Annotated in this window: 16 protein-coding genes; 4 read left to right on the plus strand and 12 right to left on the minus strand. The window is 72.6% G+C overall.

Annotation, left to right across the window (positions count from 1 at the left end):
- Nucleotides 1-145: 145 nt before the first annotated feature.
- Nucleotides 146-670, plus strand: a complete 525-nt coding sequence (locus ACLZOT_RS34065) for a sigma-70 family RNA polymerase sigma factor (protein WP_416973008.1) — start codon at nt 146-148, stop codon at nt 668-670.
- Between the two features lie 13 nt (nt 671-683).
- Nucleotides 684-1,178: a hypothetical protein gene (locus tag ACLZOT_RS34070; RefSeq protein ID WP_416973009.1), complete on the plus strand. Its 495-nt coding sequence runs from the start codon at nt 684-686 to the stop codon at nt 1,176-1,178.
- Here ACLZOT_RS34070 and ACLZOT_RS34075 read toward each other — a convergent pair.
- From ACLZOT_RS34075 to ACLZOT_RS34130, 12 genes are all read right to left on the minus strand, one after another.
- Entirely contained in the window at nt 1,175-1,726 is a 552-nt protein-coding gene (locus tag ACLZOT_RS34075) for a hypothetical protein (RefSeq protein WP_416973010.1), read from the minus strand. The two genes, ACLZOT_RS34070 and ACLZOT_RS34075, sit on opposite strands and share 4 nt — an antisense overlap.
- 128 nt (nt 1,727-1,854) lie before the next feature.
- Nucleotides 1,855-5,796, minus strand: a complete 3,942-nt coding sequence (locus ACLZOT_RS34080; RefSeq protein WP_416973011.1) for a hypothetical protein — start codon at nt 5,794-5,796, stop codon at nt 1,855-1,857.
- Between the two features lie 240 nt (nt 5,797-6,036).
- A complete protein-coding gene (locus ACLZOT_RS34085; protein WP_416973012.1) occupies nt 6,037-6,426 on the minus strand; it encodes a hypothetical protein in 390 nt (129 codons plus the stop codon).
- A 17-nt stretch (nt 6,427-6,443) separates the two neighbouring features.
- Complete coding sequence (locus ACLZOT_RS34090; protein ID WP_416973013.1) at nt 6,444-8,663, minus strand: hypothetical protein; 2,220 nt, start codon at nt 8,661-8,663, stop codon at nt 6,444-6,446.
- A gap of 119 nt (nt 8,664-8,782) precedes the next feature.
- On the minus strand, nt 8,783-9,088 hold the full coding sequence (locus ACLZOT_RS34095; protein ID WP_416973014.1) for a hypothetical protein: 306 nt from the start codon (nt 9,086-9,088) through the stop codon (nt 8,783-8,785).
- The gene (locus ACLZOT_RS34100) at nt 9,085-10,659 is read right to left on the minus strand and encodes an acyl-CoA synthetase (RefSeq protein ID WP_416973015.1); all 1,575 of its coding nucleotides are present in this window, start codon (nt 10,657-10,659) and stop codon (nt 9,085-9,087) included. Before ACLZOT_RS34100 ends, ACLZOT_RS34095 begins: the two co-directional genes overlap by 4 nt.
- A gap of 50 nt (nt 10,660-10,709) precedes the next feature.
- The gene (locus tag ACLZOT_RS34105; protein WP_416973016.1) at nt 10,710-11,549 is read right to left on the minus strand and encodes an SDR family NAD(P)-dependent oxidoreductase; all 840 of its coding nucleotides are present in this window, start codon (nt 11,547-11,549) and stop codon (nt 10,710-10,712) included.
- A gap of 3 nt (nt 11,550-11,552) precedes the next feature.
- Nucleotides 11,553-12,419 (minus strand): alpha/beta fold hydrolase, encoded by an 867-nt coding sequence (locus ACLZOT_RS34110; protein ID WP_416973017.1) that lies wholly within the window; start codon nt 12,417-12,419, stop codon nt 11,553-11,555.
- A gap of 13 nt (nt 12,420-12,432) precedes the next feature.
- Nucleotides 12,433-12,993 carry a 3-phenylpropionate/cinnamic acid dioxygenase subunit beta gene (locus ACLZOT_RS34115; protein WP_416973018.1) on the minus strand — a complete coding sequence of 187 codons (561 nt, stop codon included), beginning with the start codon at nt 12,991-12,993 and terminating at the stop codon, nt 12,433-12,435.
- A gap of 93 nt (nt 12,994-13,086) precedes the next feature.
- Nucleotides 13,087-14,256 (minus strand): NAD(P)/FAD-dependent oxidoreductase, encoded by a 1,170-nt coding sequence (locus tag ACLZOT_RS34120; RefSeq protein WP_416973019.1) that lies wholly within the window; start codon nt 14,254-14,256, stop codon nt 13,087-13,089.
- Nucleotides 14,253-14,594, minus strand: coding sequence for a bifunctional 3-phenylpropionate/cinnamic acid dioxygenase ferredoxin subunit (locus ACLZOT_RS34125; RefSeq protein ID WP_416973020.1), 342 nt, complete (start codon nt 14,592-14,594; stop codon nt 14,253-14,255). The genes ACLZOT_RS34120 and ACLZOT_RS34125 overlap by 4 nt, the downstream gene beginning before the upstream one ends.
- A complete protein-coding gene (locus ACLZOT_RS34130; RefSeq protein ID WP_416973021.1) occupies nt 14,591-15,874 on the minus strand; it encodes an aromatic ring-hydroxylating dioxygenase subunit alpha in 1,284 nt (427 codons plus the stop codon). The genes ACLZOT_RS34125 and ACLZOT_RS34130 overlap by 4 nt, the downstream gene beginning before the upstream one ends.
- Nucleotides 15,875-15,921: 47 nt before the next feature.
- Here ACLZOT_RS34130 and ACLZOT_RS34135 point away from each other — a divergent pair, with 47 nt between their 5' ends.
- Both ACLZOT_RS34135 and ACLZOT_RS34140 read left to right on the plus strand, forming a co-directional pair.
- A complete protein-coding gene (locus tag ACLZOT_RS34135; RefSeq protein WP_416973022.1) occupies nt 15,922-16,077 on the plus strand; it encodes a hypothetical protein in 156 nt (51 codons plus the stop codon).
- Nucleotides 16,078-16,225: 148 nt separating this feature from the next.
- Complete coding sequence (locus tag ACLZOT_RS34140; protein ID WP_416973023.1) at nt 16,226-17,014, plus strand: IclR family transcriptional regulator; 789 nt, start codon at nt 16,226-16,228, stop codon at nt 17,012-17,014.
- Nucleotides 17,015-17,019: the final 5 nt, after the last annotated feature.

A 17,019-nucleotide genomic window follows, 5' to 3' on the forward strand; every position in this document is an offset into this window, starting at 1 on the left:
GATCCTCGCGCGAACCGACGCAGAACCGACGCAGGTTGAGGGCCGACACGCTCCCTCGCACGATGGGCGGCCCGCGCCGGAATCCGCCGGGCGGGGGGCACGCCCCTTCGCACGAGCTGCGACCGCCCACCCGAGGAGCCCCGCCATGAACCACGCCGCCCTGGCCGACGCCGAACTCGCCGAGGGCGTCGTCGCGGGCGACGAAGCGTCCCTCGCCGCCGCCTACGACCGCTGGTCCACGCTGGTGCACACCACCGCCCTGCGGTGCCTGGGCGACGCGAAGGAGGCCGAGGACGTCACGCAGCTCGTGTTCCTCGGCGTCTGGCGCGGCCGGCACACCTACCGCCCCCACCTCGGCACGTTCCCGGCGTGGATCCTGGGCATCACCCGCCACCGCGTCGCCGACGCGCTGACGGCCCGCACGCGGCGCTGCGCGCTGGGAGCCGCGCCTCCCGACCCGCCGGCCCCCGAGGCCACCCTCGACCGGCTCCTCGTCCGCACCGAACTCGCCAAACTCCCGCCGCCCCAGCGCCGGGTCCTGACCCTCGCCTTCTACGAGGACCTCACCCAGACCCAGATCGCCCAGCGCACGGGCTGGCCGCTGGGCACGGTGAAGAGTCACGCGCGACGGGGCCTGCGGAAACTCCGCAACACCCTGACGGAAGCCTGAGATCATCTCCGGCATGGACATGAGACGGGTGCTGACGGAGTACGCGACGACCGGCGGTGTCGGTGTCCTGAGGCCGGGGGCCGGACTGGACGCGGTCACCGAGGTGCTCGGAGAGCCGAGAGCGGCCGACTACTTCCCGAATCCGAAGGGGACTTGGTCCCGGACCTTCGCGTACGGGGACGTACGGCTTGAGGTGTGCGAGTGCCGGCGGATCTTCACAGTCGCCCTGAGCACCTGGACCGGGACCGTCGAGGTGCCCACCGGGCAGCCGGGGGAGTTGGCCACCCTCGCCTCGGAGGTCACTTTCGCGGAGCTGAAGCAGCTGTTCGCGACGGCCGGGGTGGAGTGGGAGCTGTGGGAACCGCCCACGGTCAGGACGCAGCTCACGGTCGTCGTCGGTGAGTACCCGCAGGACGTCCACTACACGTTCGCCGTCCCCGACCCCGCCACACCGGACACCGCCACCCTGCACAGCGTGATCGCGAAGGACGTCGAGCACGCCTGCTAGTCCTCGTCCGGCTCCCCCTCCTCCGCCCGCGTCAACGCGTCCGTGATCAGCCGCGTCGCGAAGTCCTGGTCGTCCGTGACCCGGTTGATGTGCTCCGCGAGGAGCGTCGCCGTCGCCTCAAGGGCCGTCATCTCCGCCTTGGTCCACTTGCCGTACTGCTTGCGCCACAGGCTCGGGCTCAGGTCCATGGCCGAGGAGACGACCAGGCCGGCCATCGTGGGGACCGCCTCGGGCGCGACGGTCCGGGTCATCTGCCGCAGGGTGGTCACCAGGCTCGGTACGACCTGCTCGACGACGTCCCTGCCGTGCTCCTCGTGGGCCATCCGCAGCCACTTCATGTACAGGTAGATGAGGGTGCAGGCCCCGTCCAGGACGTCGCGCGCCCCCTGGGGAGTCATCGACGCCGTGTACTGGTCGACCAGCTTCTGCTGCCCGGGGTCCGCGGTCGTGCGGCCCGAGTAGAGCGTCTTCAGCCGGGAGTCGATCATCATGAGCGCGGTGCTCACGTCACCGATCGGCGCGTACTCGGGATCGCAGGGCGAGGGCACGGGGTTCCTCCTCGGACGGTCACGGTGGGCAACGCCTCGTGCCCGTACCGTAGACCGCCGCCGTTCCGGCGGTCCGGAGAATCCCGAAAAGGGCCGCCCCGTACGGAGCGGCCCTTTCCCGTGGCGCGTCAGCCGCGCTTCTTCTTCTCCTCGGTGATGATGTTCAGCGCGTCGATCAGGATCTTCAGCTTCGGCGCGAAGTTCGTGTCGCAGCCGAACTGGAGCGGCTTGCGCTTCCCGCCGGGCGGAAGGTTGTCGTTGTAGCGCTTGGCGTTGGAGTCCAGGTTGAAGATGTTCATCGCCTCGGTGGACTTCAGGATCAGGTCCTCGCGGAGCATGTCGTTGTCCGTGAGCGCCTGGATGGTCGCCCGCATCTCCGCCTCGGTGGGCACCTTGCCGTTGGACATGCGCAGGGGCACGGCCATCAGGACGCCGCGCTCGTGCGTGGTCTGGACCCCGACCTCGGCGCCGTTGATGAGGTTGATGTGCGCGCCCCGCTTGGTGCACCAGTCACCGCTGACGGGCGAGATGTGCTTGATCCCGCAGAACCGCTTCTTGCCGGCGGCCTTCGCCGAGAACCCGAGGGTCCCGGGGGCGATGTCCGGGAACAGCTCGGAGGCGTCCAGGACGCACTGGCCGAGTTCCTCGCCCTTGCGGGCCTTCTCGATGATCGATTTCAGGAACGTGAGGGTCTTACGGCCCCACTGGGCGCTCTCGAAGAACTTCGCGATCCCGCTGACGATCCGCACGATGGCCTTGGCGATGGCCGGGATCTTCCCGACCACGACGACCAGGCTCGCCACGTCCACCAGCGACCACAGGCAGCTCTCGATGTCGCCCTGCCCGATGCACCGCTTGACGTTGTTCACGCCGAGCACTTCGAGGAGGATGTCCGCGCCGTTCTCGCCGAGCCAGTCGACGACGGACTTGTTGACGGCGGCGAGCGCGGCACGGTAGTCGTCGACGCACTGCTGGCCGCACTGGCCGAAGAGGATCGCCTCGTCGGAGGCGTTGAGCGCCCCCTCCAGGGGACCGCCGGTGCCCGTGTCGCCGCTGGCCATCGCGGTCCTGCGCTGCTCCTCCTGGCGTTTGCGCTCGGCCTCCTCGGCGCGGTCCGCGCTCGCGTCCGCCTCCCGGGCGGCGCCGTCCGCGTTGCGTGCGGCGGTCTCGGCGGCGGTGGCGTCCTGCTCAGCCTTGGTCGCGGTGGACCGGGCACTGGACGCGTCCGACTCCGCGGCGGCGGCCGAGGAGCGGGCCCGGACGGCGTCGCGCTCGGCGTCCGTCGCGTCCCGGTCGGCCGCGGCCGCCTCGGCCGCCGCCTCGTCCGCGGCGAAACCGGCGTACACGGCGTCGGTGCCGGCCTGCTGGTCGTGGCGCTGGGCGTTCGCGTCGGCCTGCTTCGCCGCTGCCGCCGCCCGGTCCGCCTCGGCGGCCGAGGCACGGGCCGCCACTACGGAGGCGAGCGCCTTCTCGGTGTCGTCCGCCGCGTCCACCGCCGCCTGGGCGGCGATCTTCGCGTCGCCCTCGGCCTGGGCGGCGAGGGCCTTCGCGGCCGTGGTGGCCCGGTCCGCCTCGTCGGCCTTGGCCTTCGCCGCCGACGCCTGCTGTTCGGCGAGCGTCTTGGAGGTCTGCCCGACCAGCACCGCGAACGCCGCCGAGACGTCCGTCTCCTGGTAGGGGGCGCCGAGCTGGATCGCGGTGTCGGCGGCCTTCGTCACGGCGTTCGCCGCGTCCCGGGCCGCCGTCGCCGCCTGTCCCGCGGCCATCGCGAACCCGGCCGTCTTCACGGCCCACGCGGCCGTACTGGTCGCCTCCTCCCGGGCGCCCGTGGCCTCCTGACGGGCCTTCACCGCCGACGCCTGCGCCTTCTTCGCCTCGGTCTCGGCGGCGCGGGCGTTCTCGCCGGCCTTGGCCGCCGCGTCGATCGCGTCGGCCGCCGCCGCGTGGGCGGTGGCAGCGGCGGCGTGCGTCGTGGCGTACGCCGCCATCGCCTCGTCCGCCGAGGCGCGGGAGCGGGACGCGGCACCCTGGGCGCGGGTCGCCGCGGCCCGTGCGGCCACGGCTGCCGTCGACGCGTCAGTTGCCGCGCTCTGTGCCCGGCTCGCCGCCGCCGTCGCGTCGTCGGCCGCGCCGCGCGCCTCGGTCGCCGCCTCGCGCGCCTCACCCGCGCTGGCCGTACCCGTCGCGGCCGCCGCGGCGGCTTCCAGGGCGCGGGCCCGTGACGCGGTCGCCTGCTTCTCCCGCTCGGCCTGCGCCGCGAGGTCCCGGGCGAGATACGCCTCCGCCTCCGCCTCCTCGGCCTCGACCCGTTTCTGGGCCGCCGTCGCGCCGGCCGCCTCGGCCGCGCCGCGCGCCGCGTGCGCCGCGTCCTGTTCGGCGCTCGCCCGGCGCTCTGCCTCGCCCGCCTTCGCCCGCTCGTGGGCGGCGTCGGCCCGCGCCTGTGCGGCGTTGCCCTTCTCGCGCTCGGCGGTCTCCCGCTGCCGCTTCGCCTCGGCGGCGCCCGACTGCGCGGTCTTCTCCGCCGCCTCGGCCGTGGCCTGAGCGTTCTTCGCCTTCGTGGCGTTCGCGGCGGCCTCCTTGGCCTGCCGGTCGGCCGCCTGCGCCGCCGCCTTCGCCTGCGCGGCCGCCTCCAGCGCCGCCGCCTTGCGGAACTCCGTCTGGAGGGCGTGCGCCTGCGTCTTGGCGAGCGCCAGCAGCGCCTGGCTGTCGGCGGCCGTCGCCTTCGCCGCGTTCGACGCGGTCAGCGCCGTCTTCGCGGCCGCCTGGGCGGCGGCGTACGACGCCTTCGCGACCTGCACCGAGCGCTGCGCGTACATCAGGCCCCGGCCGCGCGGCGTCTTGTTCGTGTCGGCGACCGCCCACGCGGACGCCTGGGCGGCGGCCGCCTTCTCGGCGGCCGTCTTCGCCGCCGCGACCGCCTTGTCCGCGATCGGCACCTGCGCGGCGGCGGCCGACCGGGCCGCCGCCAGGTCCGCCGCGGCCTTCGTGAACACGGCGGGCTTGGGGTAGTGGAGGTCGTCCTTGTGGGCCGCCCAGTACTTCTGGAAGAACAGGATCTGGTCGGCCTGCCACGCCTGCCGGATCGCCTCGGTCATCGCCTCGGTGGCGGCCCGGACCTCCTTCGACGCGGTCGTCTCGGCGGCGACGACGTCCGCGCGCTGGGCGGCCTGCGCGGCGTACTCCGCCTCCCACTCGGCGTGCGCCCGCAGGACGACCCCGCTCAGCACCCGGTACTGGTCGACCGGGTTGGCGCTGTCGCAGCCCGCCCAGGCCGCCTTGAGGGCCTCGATCTCGCCGCGCTCCTCCATGGAGCCGGGCACCGGCTCGTGCGTCGCGTAGCCGCCGAACCGCAGCACCCCGGCGAAGTCGTTCGCCGAGCCGTTGACCGGGCCGCCGCTGTAGCCGAGCACCTCGGTGTCGGCGAGCGGCTTGTAGCTCGCCGCCCAGGCGTCACCGCCGGTGCCGAAGGCCGCGAGGACCTCCCTGGCCCGGTCGACCGCGGCCTGGCCGGGCTTCGGCGTCGGGTCCTCGCTGACCTTGTAGGAGAACTCCCGCTCGGCCTGCGCGAAGGCTTTGATGTCGGCGCCGAACTCCGGGGCGAAGTAGTCCCGGCCGCCCGACTGGTTGGTGGACGCGTACGGCTTGTTGGCCTCGTTCAGTTGCTGCTGGCGGTCCCCGAACGCGACGGCGCGGGCGTCCTGCGCGTCCTCGTCCCGCTTCTGGGCATCGCCGAGCGGGCCGCCCTTGAACCACCACTCCTCCCAGACGGTCCTGAGGGCGGTGTCCGGGCCGGACAGGGTGGCGCTCGCGACCGTCTTCATCTCCGGGCCGCCGTAGTGCGTGGCCTGTCCGACGAGGCAGCGGTCGTGGCGGGCCTGGGCGCCCAGGCTGATCCGCAGGGTGCGCTGGTAGGGGTTGGCGGGATGGTCGCCGGGTGCGTCGGCGCGCGCCGGGACGGCGTGCACCAGGCCCGTCAGCAGGGCCGCGGAGGTGGTGAGCGCGGTCAGGGCCACGCCTCGGGTCAGGGCCGCGCGCCGGGCGCGCGGGTCTCTTCGGAAAGCTCTCAGCACGGGTCAGCCGCTCCTTCCAGGTACATGTCATGCCTAGGAGAAGCAGGCGCCACCCGGTGGTCAGCCGGACGTCGCTGGAAAGAGATGTCGGTCCCGTGGCGTGCGGGTCAAGCACGCCGTCCCCCTGCCTTCCCCCCAAGGCGCGGCGATCGTCTCACAGGGGTTCAGGCAAAGGGAAGGTGTGGAAACCGTAGGCTTCTGGAAAAGACGGGCCCGGTGGTACGGCCGGGACGCGCCGGGTCACAGACCCGGCAGCCCCTGCACCGACCGCGCCAGCTCCCCGACCGCCACCACCAGCGGCGTCACCGGCTGCACGAAGTCGTTCAGCCGCGTCAACGCCCGCCGCACGACGCCGGGTTCCGGCTCCGGCTCGGCCAACTCCTCACGCAGCCGCACCAGCTGATGGGTCGTGCCCTCCTGGTCGGGCAGCTGCGCCCTGTGCAGCACCAGCAACTCTTCGACACGGTCGAGGAGTTGCATCGAGCGCCCGGCGTCGAAGGACTCGAAGGACACCGTCCCCGAGTACGCCGTCGCGCCCGGGCCGATCGCCTGGTTGCCGACGTTGCTCGTGCCGCCGTACTGCACGACACCCTGGTTGATCACCGGGCCCTGCCGGCCTGCGTCACTCATGAACCCTCCCCTTGGCTCTACTTGGCCGCGCCGCCCGCCGGGCTCGGAGCCGCCGCCCCGCCGCCCTGCTGCTTCGGGATGCCCTGGAGCGCGGTCGCGTTCGGGCCGATCGCCTGGTTGCCGACGAAGCTCGTCCCGCCCTGCTGGATGACGCCCTGGTTGAGGATCGTCTGCTGCTGCGCCCGGAAGTCCGTCGTGTCGTAGCCGTGCGCGTCGAGGAACTCCCGGATCGCCGCGAACGTGTGACGCTGGATCAGTGCCGTGATCCGCTCGGCGTCCAGCACCTGGAAGTAGTTGTGGTAGCTCGGGTCGAGCGCCATCTCCCGCACACTGATCCGCGCCCCGTAGTCGTACCCGGGGTCCTGCTCCATCGCCTTCAGCTCGTCGTCCATGCGCCGCGAGTGCAGCTTGTCGAACTGCGCGTGGTGCCGGGCCCGGAACGGCGCCGCCAGCAGCGCGCCGCCCGTGCGGCCGATGGCGTTCACCAGCACCCCGCGCCGCGCGTCGGACCCGAGCCCGGGACCACGCAGCCGGTCCACCGCGTGGTAGGCGGCGAACACCGGGCTCATGATGTGGTTGTCGATGTGCAGCTGGAGCGTCTGGCTCGCCGTCGAGAAGTGCAGCAGCACACTCGGGACGACGTCCCCGCCCCACAACGGCACATGCACCGCCAGATAGTGCCGGACATGCCCGGTGGGCCGCAGCATGACCTGCTCGACCTCCTCCGGCGACAGCCGGGTCACCGGCACCAGCGTGTCCGCCCGCATGAACCGCTGGTCGTCCGTCAGCGTCGTCCCGTTCACGAAGACCCGGTCCTCGATCGTGAGCGACCCGAGCGCCTCCTCGCCGGCCGTCGCCTGGATCCTGCGGCGCACGTGCGCGATCAGCTCGGTCACCGTGAACGGCGTCGTGTCGACCGGCCGGCCGGTGCCCGTCGGATCGTCGGCGGGCAGCAGCGGCACGGTCAGCGGGTACTTGGAGACGGTCGCCGCGTACCCCATCCACGGGGCGTAGCCGCTGTAGATCGTCACGTTCCCGTTCTGCGCCTCGCCGATCGCCGCGATCCGCCGCGTGATCCAGTCCTTGCGGGGCGGCGCGGGCGGCGGCACCCTGCCGAACGTCTCACGCGTCATCGTCGAGCGCAGCAGCCGGTCGATCTGCGTCTCGTGCTGCACGACCATCGCGTACGCCGACGCCACCGCCCCGAACGACACCAGCGCCGCCGGAACGCCGCCCGCGTACCCGCCGAGCAGCCAGGCGAAGAACCCGGGCAGCGGCGCCGACGACAGCAGGACGGCGAAGTAGAGCGCGACCAGCGCGATGATCCCCGCCGAGAGCGCCGCCCCCCACAGCACCTTGCTGTCGGGATGGTGGCGCCCACGCGTCGACAGGCTCGGCTGCACCGGACGCTGCACGACCCCCAGATACAGCCCGGCCGGGATCAGCCACAGCGGCGCGACCAGCGCGACGGCCCCGAACGCGACGGACAGCCGCAGGTCACGCGCGTGGCGCAGCTTCTCGGCGTGGAGGCAGTGCAGCGTCACCGCGACCAGATCGACGTCCGGCGACGGCGCGACCGCGCTCGCCTCGTCCGCGAGGACCTCGTCCACCACCCGGCGGGCGAAGGTCTCGTCCGTGTAGGCCGCCGCGCACAGGTACCGGGTGACGTCACCCTTGGTCCGCCCCAGCGGCATGCTCATCGGTACGGCGTTTCTCACTCCGACCCCCTGTCTGCTCCTCAGACCCGACAACGCCCTCACCCTCCTGGCGGACACGGCCGTACGCGTTCCGGGGGACCCCTTGGTCAGCAGTGCGAGCACGATGCCCGCGGCCAGGCCGAAGATGAGCCCCGAGCGTGCGAAGTTCTTCAGCACCGTCTCGTTGAACCTGATGTCCGAAGGGTCCGTGTAGAACAGTTCGGGAATCAGCCACAGCGCCAGGTACATCAGCTCCGCCGCCAGGACGCTCCCGGCGAGGCAGCGCAGCCAGCCCGGCATGCGCGCCGGCAGCCGCGCCGGGAGCAGCAGGATCCCCACGAACATCAGCAGCGTGAGCAGGTTGTTGGACAGCAGGTAGCCCATGCCGCCCATGTCGTCGGGGTCGTACTGCCACGACGGGGCGTACCCCGCGACGGCCAGCCACCTCTGGAAGCCGTCCTCGCGGTACTGCTCGGCGTAGTAGTCGTTCAAGGGGCCGCGCAACCAGGGGCCGCCGACGGCGACCAACAGGCCCAGCATCACAAGTCGCTGACGAGACAACAGCACTGGGGTTCCCCCATCCCCGAGAACAGTGGCCGCACTCTATGGCATCCCCCGTCCCGCGCACCCCGAATCCGCAGAACCTCCGTCGACTCCCCTCAATGCGGCATGTCGTCCAGGGCAGTTGGGACCCGCATGACCTCCGGCGGCTCGGCGACGTACAGGACCACGGTCCCCGTGGGCAGGTCGGCCTCGGCGATCCGGCGGAACCCGGCCGCCTCCAGGGCGAGTTGGCCGGCGGTGTCCTCCTCGGCGGGCGCGGCGACGACCCGGCGGCAGCGGGGGTGGGCGGCGAAGAGGGCGGGCAGCGGGTCGGGGGAGGGCAGGGGGAGTTCGACCAGGAGGTCGTGGGCGCCGTAGGGGTAGCAGGCACGCACGGGGTGCCGGTGGACGCGCCGGATCATCGTGCCGCGGCCGTCCGCTGCTCGACCCAGCGCCGCAGCTGCGCCTTGTCGAGCTTCCCGCTCGCGTTGCGCGGCAGCCGCTCCGCGACCAGGACCCGGGTGGGCAGCTTGTAGCGGGCGAGGTGCCGGCCCGCGAAGTCCCGTACGTCGTCCACGCTCGGCGCCGCGCCCGGGGCGCAGCTCAGGACGGCGAGGACCGTCTCGCCCCACTTCGGGTCGGGGACCCCGACGACGGCGGCGTCCAGGACACCGGGGCAGGCGTGCAGGACCCGCTCCACCTCCGCCGGGTACACGTTCTCCCCACCCGAGATGATCATGTCCTTGAGGCGGTCGACGATGTAGTAGTGCCCGTCCGCGTCCCGGTACGCGACGTCCCCCGTGTGGAACCACCCCGCGTCGTCGAACGCGGCCCGCGTCGCGTCCGGGTCGTTCCAGTACCCCGGCGTCACATTGGGCCCCCGCACACAGATCTCCCCGCGCGCGTCCGCCTCGTGCACGCGAACTCCCGTACCGGGACGGGTGATACAGACCTCCGTGTACGGCATCGGCGTCCCCGCCGACCCGGTCTTCTCCAGCGTCAGCCCCGCCGGGAGGTACGTCGCGAACGGCGCCGTCTCCGTCAGCCCCCACGCCTGCTGGAGCAGGACACCCCGCTCCCCGTACTCCGTGATCAGCCCCGGCGGCACCGGCGCCCCCGCCACGATCGCGGAGCGCAGCGCCCCGAGGTCGGCCCGGTCGAAGCCGGGTACGCGGGTGAGGGCCGCGTACATCGCGGGCACCCCGAAGAAGCTGGTCGCCCGGTGCTCCACCAGGTCGGCCAGGCACTGGACGGGGTCGAAGGCCCGCCGCAGGACGACCGTGCCGCCCCGCAACAGGGTGCGCAGCGTCAGGGCGTTGAGGCCGCCGATGTGGAAGAGCGGGGCGACGGCGAGGTTCACGTCGTCGGCGCGGGTGTCCACGACACTGTCCACGTTGACCGCGTTCCACCACACGTTGCCGTGCGTCAGCATCACGCCCTTGGGACGCCCGGTCGTCCCGGACGTGTACATCAGGACCGCGAGGTCGCCCTCGTGCAGCACGGTCCGCTCCCGCGCCGCCCGCCCGCCGCCCAGCAGCTCCGACAGCGGCGTCCACCCGGCGCCGGGCTCCGGGGCCGCCGGGCACGCCGGGTCGGTGTCGACGAGGAGGTGCCGACGGGCCGGTACGGCGTCCAGCACCTCTTCCACGACCTCCCGGTGCCCCTCCTCCACGACCAGCGTGTGCGCCCCGCTGTCGACGAGGATGTGCCGCACCTCGTCCGCCGCGAGCCGGAAGTTCACCGGCACGAACACCGCCCCGAGGTGCGCCGCCGCGAGGAACGTCTCGAAGAAGGCCGCGCTGTTGAACCCCAGATACGCGACCCGGTCCCCCCGCCGCACCCCGTACTCCGCGAGCCCGGCCGCCAACTCGCCCACCGTACGGCTGAGTTCGGCGGCGGAGATCTCCCGGCCCTCGTACACGAGAGCGGCGGCGGTCGGGGACTGGGCTCTGCGCGAGAGCGCCGTGGCGGGACTGATGTCGACGGCGGCCATGGCGTCGGCTCCTTCGATGGACGGGTCGTACGGGAGAGGGGCAGGGCGGATCAGAGTCCGGCGCCACCGGCCGCGCTGCGGAAGCCGCGTACGGCGATGCCGCCGTCGGCGGGGATCACGGCGCCGGTGACGGTGGAGCTGTTGACGCGGGAGGCGAGCAGGACGTACGGGCCGGTGAAGTCCTCCGGCTCGACGCTGGAGCCGTACAGCGGGATCAGCGGCGGCTGCTCGACGCCGGACGCCTCGTTGCGGGCGAACGACGCGGCGAGCGTACGGTCCTGGAGGCCGAGGCTCTCCGGGCCGCGCAACTGGGTGCGCATCCCGCCGACGGCGACGCCGTTGACGCGGACCCGGGGCGCCAGTTCGTAGGCGAACTGGCGCAGCAGGCCGAGACAGGCGTGCTTGCTGGCGGTGTAGAGGGCGCCGCCGCCGTCGGTGTGGAAGGAGGCGTTGGACAGCGTCATGACGATGTTGCCGCTGTTCGCGACGAGTTCACGCCAGGCCGCCTCCACGGTGAGGGCGTAGCCCTTGACGTTGACGGCGAACAACTCGTCGAACGCGTCGGCGAGTTGGCTGCCGTCCAGGCGGGTCAGGCTGCGGTGGTAGTCCCAGATCCCGGCGTTCGGCACCAGCACGTCCAGCCGCCCGAACCGTTCCACCGTCGCCCGCACCGCGCGGTGCAGATCGTCGGGCTCCCGCACGTCCCCGGCGATGGTCAGCATCCGCTCCCCGAGGTCCCCGGCCTCCTCGACGACCTCCTTCAACTGGTCCTCGTCGCGCCCGAACACGGCGACCCGCGCGCCCTCGTCGAGGAACCGCAGCGCCACCGCCCGCCCGATGCCCGAGCCCCCGCCCGTGATCAGGGCGACGTCACTGTCCAGCCAGCCCATCGCTCAGCCCTCCGTGAGGAAGCCGGAGACCAGCCGCTCGAACTCGGCCCGCCGCTCCAGCTGCACCCAGTGGCCGCAGCCCCCGAACACGTGCAGCTGGACGTCCCGGATCTGCTTCAGCATCAGCTGGGCGCCGTCCAGGGTGATCGTGCGGTCGTCGCGGCCCCACAGCAGGAGCGTCGGCGCCTCGATCCGGTGGACGCGCTGCCAGAGCGGATCCATGCCGTGGCGTTTGGCGAACGCGGCGTTGTAGCGGTGGTAGAAGGCGATGTGGGTCTCGTCGAGCGACGCCTCGTAGCGGGCCTGCGCGGTGTCCGTCCAGCGTTTCGGCTCGGCGGTCATCACGCCGATGAAGTCCCGCATCTTCTTCAGCGTCGGGCCCTCGCCGTTGTAGTAGCGGAACATCGCCTTCTGGCCCTCGGTCGGCGTCGGGCCGAACGGCAGCCAGCCGCCGCCGGGCGCCATCAGCACCAGCTTCTCGACCCGGTCCGGGACTTCGAGGGCGGTCGCGATGGCGGCGGCCCCGCCGAGGCTGTTGCCCAGGAGGTGGAAGCGGTCCACGCCGAGCGAGTCCAGGGTCTGGAGCAGGGCGTCCACGGTGATCTCGGTGATGCTGCGGGCGTCGAGGTCGGCCTCCGTGGGGCGGTAACTCCCGCCGAACCCGGGCTGGTCGGGCAGGATCACCCGGAAGCGTTCGGTCAACGCCGGGAGGTTCTGCGCGTAGTTGGCGACCGCGCTCGCGCCGGGACCGCCGCCGTGCAGCATCACCAGCGCCGGACCCGCCCCGGCCTCGCTCACCGCGACGGTTCCGAGCGAGGTGGACACGGTGTGCTCGACGAGCTTCACCTCTGGGGTGTCTTCAGTGGTCACGCGCGGCTCCGGTTCACAGGAAGGTGCTGATGTTCTTGGCGAGCAGGACGTTCTGGTCGAGCAGGATCGTGCGGCGGGCGATCAGCAGGCCACCGTCCTCGGTGCGGCGCAGGGTGTCCGTACGGCCGCCCGCGTACAGGTCGACCTCGCGCTCCAGCCGGTTGCGGTAGCAGAGGAAGTCCGAGGTCGCCGTGTAGGTGCCGGGCTCCTCGCCGGGGTCGACCAGGACGTTGGTGACCAGATGCCGGGTACGGGACGGCGGGTCCTCCGCCCACGCCATGCCCGAGTCGAAGCGGCGGATCCGCCAGGCGAGGCTGGCCTTCGTCTCGTCGAAGACCGCGACCTCGCCGGGGGCTCCGTCGGCCATGCTCTGCTGCCGCCGCAGCCGGTTCGTGCGGACCGGCGCCCAGTAGTGGAGGTCCTCGGCGAAGAGGTCCAGCCAGTCGGCGTAGCGGTGCTGGTCGAGGAGGCGGGCCTCGACGGCGTACAGGCGCTGGACCTCGACGTGGAGGCGGAGGGCGGCGTCGGAGAGGGCCGCCGTGGCTTCCGGCGTCTCCGGTGGGTGAATGCTCATCGAGGTGGTCCTCCTGCGGGCCGCGTGGGGGTCATTCCAGCGCGGCGGGGGTGGTTCGGGGAGCGCGTGTGCCGAGGGGTGGCACGCGGCGCGTCAGCGCTTGAGGAAAGTGCGCAAGTCGAGGCTCTCGTCGGCGAGTTGGTCCGCGTCGACCGGGACCTGACGGTCGATGATCCGCCGCGCCGCCTTGATGTCGCGGCCCCGGTCGATCGCCGCCGCCGCGACCAGCCGTCCGGCGTGCAGACCGAACGCCGTGAAGGCACCGGAGCCGGGGGTGCCGCGCAGGACGACGCGGGAGGCGTCCGTCATCGTGCCGGCCGCTTCGAGGCGGGTGCCGTGGCGGTCGGACCAGAACCAGGGGGCGCCCGGCGAGGGGGCGGGGCGGCCCAGGATGCCGTGCGCGGCGGCCTCGCCGTCCCGCTGGGCCGCCTCCCAGTGCTCGTGGCGGATCGGGTGGCCGTTCTGCCGGGCCACGTCGCCCACGGCGTACACGTGGGGGTGGGAGGTGGCGCGGGCGGGGCTCACCACGATGCCGTTGTCCACCAACAGGCCAGCGTGCGCGGCGAGTTCGGTGGCGGGGCGGATGCCGATGCCGGCCACGACCGTGTCGGCGGTGATACGGCGGCCGTCGGTCGTGACGACGGCCGAGCCCTCGACGCGGTCCACCCCCGCTGTGACGAGGCTGATGCCCTCGGCGGTGTGCCGGGCGTGCAGGGCGCCCGCGATGTCGTCCCCGACCACCGAGGCCAGCGGTACCGGGACCGGGTCGACGATCGTCACCTCGCAGCCCGACGCCCTTGCCGCAGCAGCCGTTTCCGCGCCGATCAACCCCGCGCCGATCACCACGACCCTGGCCCCCGGCAGGAGTTGTGCGCGCAGGCGTTCCGCGTCCGCCCAGTCCCGCAGCACCTGAGCGCCGGGCACCGTGCGCGGCGTACCGCCGGTCGCGAGGACGACGCGGTCGGTGAACTCGCGGGTGCCGTCGGCGAGTTCGAGCGCGCCCTCGCCGGGGCGGATCGCCCGGACCGGGGTCGCCTGCCGGAGGCCGATGCGCTGGGTCTCGTACCAGTCGGCGGGGCGCAGCAGGACGTCCGTGCGGTCGGCCTTGCCGAGGAGGACGTCCTTGCTGAGCGGGGGACGGTCGTAGGGGAGGCCCGACTCGGCGGAGTACAGGGTGAGTCGGCCGTCGTAGCCCTGGGCGCGCAGGGCCGCGCAGGTGGAGACGGCGGCTAGGCCCGCGCCGACCACCGCGATACGTTTCACGCCTCGCTCCCCGGGTGCAGCCACACGCCGCCGTCGCGGACCTCGACGCGGTGCGTGCGCTGCGCCACGGTCGCCGGCATGCACTGGGGCTCGCCCGAGCGCAGGCAGAAGCGGGCGCTGTGCAGCGGGCACTCCACCTCGCCGTTCTCGATCCAGCCCTCGGAGAGCGACGCCTGCCCGTGGGTGCAGGTGTCGTCGAGGGCGTAGTAGGCGCCGTCGTCGTGGAAGACGGCGATCGCGTCGCCGTGGCCGGTCTCCTCGGCCGGGACGCGCAGCGCCTCGCCCTCCTCGATGTCGCCGGTCTCGGCGATGCGGATACCGGTGGTCGTGGTGTTCATCGGGAGTCCTTCTGCTCGTGCCACGCGGGCGTGTTCATCAGGTCGCGCCAGCGGGCGTAGAAGCCGCGCGCGGCGCCGTCGCTGTAGAGGCGGCCCGTGGTCCCGGGGTGGACGCCGTCCTCGGTCTCCAGGCCCAGGCCCATCTGGTAGTTGAGGGTCAGGGAGCCGGAGACGAAGCCGTGCGCGGTGGCCTGGACCTCGCTCCAGTTCTCGCCGTCGTCCTGCTCGAAGATCCCGGTGGGTCCGAACGTCCGCAGGTTGTACAGGCGTTGGGCGTCCTTCACCTCGTCCGGCATCGACCTGTCGACGATCGTCCAGGCCCAGACCTCCATCCTGTCGGGGCCCTTGGGGTGCCAGACGCGGATGGAGCCGTTGACGGGGAGGTAGGAGAAGTTCGGGAAGACCGTCGCGTGCCCGGTCGTCATCGGGCCCTCGACACGGGTGTCACCGAGGCGGGCGCGCAGGGCGTCGTAGTCGTACCAGTCGTGCACGACCCGGTCGTCGAAGCGGCTCTTGGGGTGCGTGGGGAAACCCGCCCCGTGCCCGAGGGGGTCGGTGAACTGGCGGCCCGGCGTCTGCGCGATGTCCGTCTTGGGACCCTTGCCGCTGGGCGACATGACCATCAGCGCGGACGCGTGCGAGATGTTGACGTGGTACCAGTCGGAGGCGAACTGCTCGGCGGCGAGCTTCCAGTTGCCCTCCAGGACCCACTTGTGGACCCCGCCCACGACCTCCGTGCCCCGCGGGTCGCGGTCCAGCATCGCGTCCAGGTACCAGGTCATCCCGCCCAACGCCTCGACGAGCGGCGGCGCTTCGGGGTTCCACGTCCCGAACACCAGCCCCTTGTACGTCTCGACCTGCGCGACCTCCACCAACCCCCACTGCTCGCGGTCGAAGTGGGCCGGGTAGTCCTCCCCGTTGGGGACGTTGACCAGCTTCCCGGAGGTGTCGTACGACCAGCCGTGGTAACTGCACGTGAACGCCTTCGTGGCGCCCGCGTCGGCCCGGCACACCCGCATCCCCCGGTGCCGGCACGCGTTGAGGAACGCCCGCAGCCTGCGGTCCCGGCCCAGCGCGACGATCACCGGGTCCTCGCCCAGGTACGTCGTGAAGAAGTCGCCCGGCTTCGTGAACTGGCTCTCGTGCGCGAGGAAGAGCCAGCTCGGCGCGAAGACGCGGCGCAGCTCCTGCCGGTACACGGCGGGGTCGGCGAAGATCCGGCGGTCGACGAGCCCGCGGTCGAGATCGAAGTACCCGCTGACGGTGTCGTTTCGCTGCATGACCCCAGCAGACGCCACAGGGCTCTGAGCGGCCCAGCAGCCGTTCCGTGGTGCGGCACACCGGGGCGCCCTTCTCCCGTTCCGCACACCGGCACAAGGCCCCCACCACGCAGAACGGCTGGATCGTCACCGGCGCGTTCACCGTCGGCCTCGGTCGCGCGCTCGCCCTGCCCGAGACCCGCGACCGGCTTTTCGGCCAGTGAAAAAGGGTCCCGCCCACCACAACCCGGGTGGGTGGAACCGGGATTGCGGGCACCAGCACAAGACGTTTACAACCGCCGCATGTGTCTCATAGGTTGGACGCGCGTCCACTTCAATGGTCGTCAGGTGCTTCTTCCCCTGGAGTCCCCCATGCCTGTCCCGCCTTTTGCCGACCACCCCGACCCCGCCCCCGACCAGCAGACCGCGGTCGACAAGGCGCTGGTCCTGCTCAAGTCCCTCGCCGAGGAGGACGGCGACATCGGGGTGAGCGAACTGGCCCGCCGGGCCCGCCTCACCAAGTCCACGGCCTTCCGGCTGCTCGGCATCCTCCAGCGCAACGAACTCGTCGAGCGGGTCGGCAGCAACTACCGCCTCGGCGCCCAGCTCTACGACATGGGCAACCGCGTCTACGGCCCCACCCCCCAGCTCCTCCAGGAACGGCTCCTGCCCTACCTCGCCGACCTGTACGAGCTCACCCACGAAACCGTTCACCTCGCGGTCCTGCGCGGCACCGAGATCGTGTACGTCAACAAGATCCACGGCCACCGCGTGACCCGCTCCCCCTCCCGCATCGGCGCCCGCCTGCCCGCCTACTGCACGGGCGTCGGCAAGGCTCTCCTCGCCTTCGACCACGACGCCGCCGAGGCCGCCGTCGCGGCCGGACTGCCCGCGCGCACCGAGTACACCCTCACCGACCCCGACCGGCTGCGCGCCGACCTCGGCCGCATCCGCCGCGACGGCATCGCCTACGACCGCCAGGAGGTCGCCCTCGGCCTCACCTGCGTCGCCGTCCCCATCATGGGACCCGGCGGCCGGCCGGTCGCCGCGCTCTCCGTCGCCGGAGCCGACCACCGCTTCGACCCCGCCCGCTACGCGCCCGCCCTGCGCAGAGTGGCGTACGCGGCGGCCCGCGCGCTCAGCGTACGGCCCGCCGCCTGAGCGCC

Source organism: Streptomyces sp. 4F14, from assembly GCF_048159485.1.
In the GTDB taxonomy this organism is placed as follows: domain Bacteria; phylum Actinomycetota; class Actinomycetes; order Streptomycetales; family Streptomycetaceae; genus Streptomyces.